2 protein-coding genes are annotated in these 2,813 nt (G+C 47.4%); both read left to right on the top strand.

The genetic code is table 11. The annotated features are described in order from the left end of the window. Positions 1-132: 132 nt before the first annotated feature. Entirely contained in the window at positions 133-1,035 is a 903-nt protein-coding gene (locus tag F6K20_RS32730; RefSeq protein ID WP_009149695.1) for a c-type heme family protein, read from the top strand. Between the two features lie 6 nt (positions 1,036-1,041). Next, positions 1,042-2,637: a mechanosensitive ion channel domain-containing protein gene (locus tag F6K20_RS32725; RefSeq protein WP_009149697.1), complete on the top strand. Its 1,596-nt coding sequence runs from the start codon at positions 1,042-1,044 to the stop codon at positions 2,635-2,637. Positions 2,638-2,813 lie beyond the last annotated feature (176 nt).

The raw sequence follows: 2,813 nt of genomic DNA, 5'->3' as shown, positions 1-2,813 counted from the left end.
GAAAATTTTTCTGATCTACTCCCAACTCCCGACTCCCGACTCCCGACTCCCGACTCCTGACTCCCGATTCCCGATTCCCTGCTCCCTGCTCCCTGCTCCCTGCTCCCTGCTCCCTTTCCTATACTTTGAAGGATGAAACTACAAACAAGACTGGAATTAGTCATACTAGTCATTTTCTTATGCGGCTGGATCATAGCTGGGTTGATCACCTATGCTGTAGAGCAACAAAATGCTCGTAAGGAAGTTGTTCATACTGCGGAAGTGCTGTTGAGTACAGCAGTGGCGGCTAGGGACTACACTACTGATCAAGTTCGACCGTTGCTGCGAGAACTGGAAACAGAAGAGTTCCTTCCCCAAACTGTCCCCTCCTATGCCGCCCAACAATTGTTCAAGGGTCTGAACCAGGACTATGAAGGCTATACCTATGCTGAGCGGGCGCTTAACCCCACCAACCTCAAAGATCTGGCTGAGGGATGGCAAGTTGAGCTGATTAGAGAATTTATCACTCACCCCAATCTCAAGGAAATTATTGGGCAGCGCTCTACCAAGCAAGGACTCAAAAGTGTGTACGTTGCCCAACCGATCCAGATTAAGTCCCAAAGCTGTTTGCAATGTCACGGCAAGCCAGAAGATGCTCCCCCAGCGTTGATTAAAACCTATGGTGATGCCAGGGGCTTTGATTGGAAGCTCAATGAGATTGTTGGGATCAGGTTGCTCTCTGTGCCTACGTCAATGCCGGAGAAACAAGCGCGACAGGCTATTTTTTCATTCTTATTGCTGCTAGCCAGCATTTTCTTAATCGCTTACACCACAGTCAGTCTAATCGTCAGGCGCTGGGTAGTTAATCCCCTCAACAGCATTGCTCACTTGGTGGAGGAAATCAGCCTCAGAAAGGTAGAAGGTTCGCAATTACCAGATGGTCGCTCTGATGAAATTGGCAAGCTCAGCCAATCCATCAATAGATTGCTAATCAGCTTGAGTAAAGCGCTTTCAAACTGCAACTTACCATCAAGTCATTCTGACGATATCCCCTAAAACCAAATGACTGCAAAAAACTTAACTATTCTCGGCCTCACCGGTCTGTTGCTTTTAGCCTATACCTTTGTGAGTAGCAACCCAGACCTGGTATCAGACTCGATAGTGAAGTACCTACAGATTACGGTATTGGTCTGCGGTAGTGTTGTAATCGTTAATTTTCTTTCCTTTCTGGTAGTTGATGTTTGGTTTGCCCGCTCCCAAGGTAAACAACCCTCAGCCTTGCTCAAGCTAGTTATTTCCCTATTACTCTATGCAGTTTGCTCGGTTTTGATTTTAGGAATACTGGGGGAAAACATAGCAGCCTTCTTTACCACCTCAGCATTAATCACAGCGGTGATCGGCTTTGCTCTACAGTCTACTTTAGGTAATTTCTTTTCAGGGGTAGCCCTACGCATTGACCAACCCTTTCAAATTGGTGACCGAGTGATTATCCGTGATGTAGAGGGCGTCATCGAGTCCATCACCTGGCGCTCGATAGCGATACGTCAGTGTACTGGTGAAATGACTTACATTCCTAATGGGTTACTGTCAGATGACTTACTTACGGTGATTCCTACTAAGACATCCACGGTACAACCAGTGATGCGCTCTGTGGAATTTTTAGTTCCTGCTGCTTCTCCCCCCCAACAAGTCATTGATGCTGCCTATGGAGCAGTCCTGAATCAGCCCCACCCTAACATTAACCTTGACAAACCGATTCAAGTCAGGATGTGGGAATATGACTTGGCGGATCCAGGGCTGTTTATCACTTACAAACTTTTCTACTTTCCTAAAAACTACAACCTTGCTCCATTGCACACGGATCGCGAACTCTTACGCCGAGTCTGGTATGGGTTAAGCCGTGAAGAATTAAGTCCTAGGTATATTATTCCCTCCCACAAGCAGCACCTCAAACTCCTCAGCTCCATTGAATTCTTCCGCCACTTCAGCCTTGGAGCACAGAAAATCCTGATCGAATCTGCCAAGCCTCTACTATTTGATGCTGGTGAAACCCTCAGTAGTAAAAATCTGCCTCAAGACGCTATGTTTATAGTAGTTAAAGGCTGCCTAGAGGTAGAGCAACAGGTGGTTATCACCTTGGGCAAGACTACAGTCAAACCATTCACTCATAGACCCAAAGCCCAACCCCCTACTCCATTAGATCAACAGGTGATTGAAAGGCTTGCCTATCAACTAGCTCACTACATCGGTCCTACTGCTTTTTCTGTAGCCCATGAGGCGGCACAGCAGACATCGTCTCTCTACTGGCTATACCAACTGTTAGCAGCAGAGATTCACGATCTTGAACAACGGCAGGAATTTCTCAAGTACTCCCCTCAATTTCCTGTGGAACAGTTACAAGCCGGAGACTTCTTCGGTGAGATGACTCTTTTCTTAGGTAAACCCTTGCCAAAGGTTACCATCACTGCTGCCATGGAGACTGAGATTCTGGTCATCACTCAGGAGTCTCTTACTGAAGCGTTACGGGACGATCACACACTCCTAGATCTGTTGAGCCAGATAGTTGCTAAGCATCAGAGCAACTATCTGGCTGGAACAATGCAGATGTCTTCCTTAGAGGTATTACCAGCAGATGCGATGAAGCTTCGCTTCCGCTAAAAGCGATTGGCCTTTGGCCACGCTACGCTATTGACCGTAGGTCACGCTACGCGAACGCAAAGCACATCGGCCATCTGATTAGTGTTTAGTTGTCGGGAATCGGGAATCGGGAATCGGGAATCGGGAATCGGGAATCGGGAATCGGGAATCGGGAATCGGGAATCGGGAAAGAGAGG

This window comes from Moorena sp. SIO2C4 (genome assembly GCF_010672485.1).
GTDB classification, from domain to species: Bacteria; Cyanobacteriota; Cyanobacteriia; order Cyanobacteriales; family Coleofasciculaceae; genus Moorena; species Moorena producens.
Note: the sequence above shows the minus strand (reverse complement) of the source record. Positions and strands in the feature narration are given on the sequence as shown.

What these genes read in the sequence shown, in the direction of transcription:
- F6K20_RS32730 (WP_009149695.1), top strand. Translation starts at nt 133, where the DNA reads ATGAAACTACAAACAAGACTGGAATTAGTCATACTAGTCATTTTCTTA.
- F6K20_RS32725 (WP_009149697.1), top strand. Translation starts at nt 1,042, where the DNA reads ATGACTGCAAAAAACTTAACTATTCTCGGCCTCACCGGTCTGTTGCTT.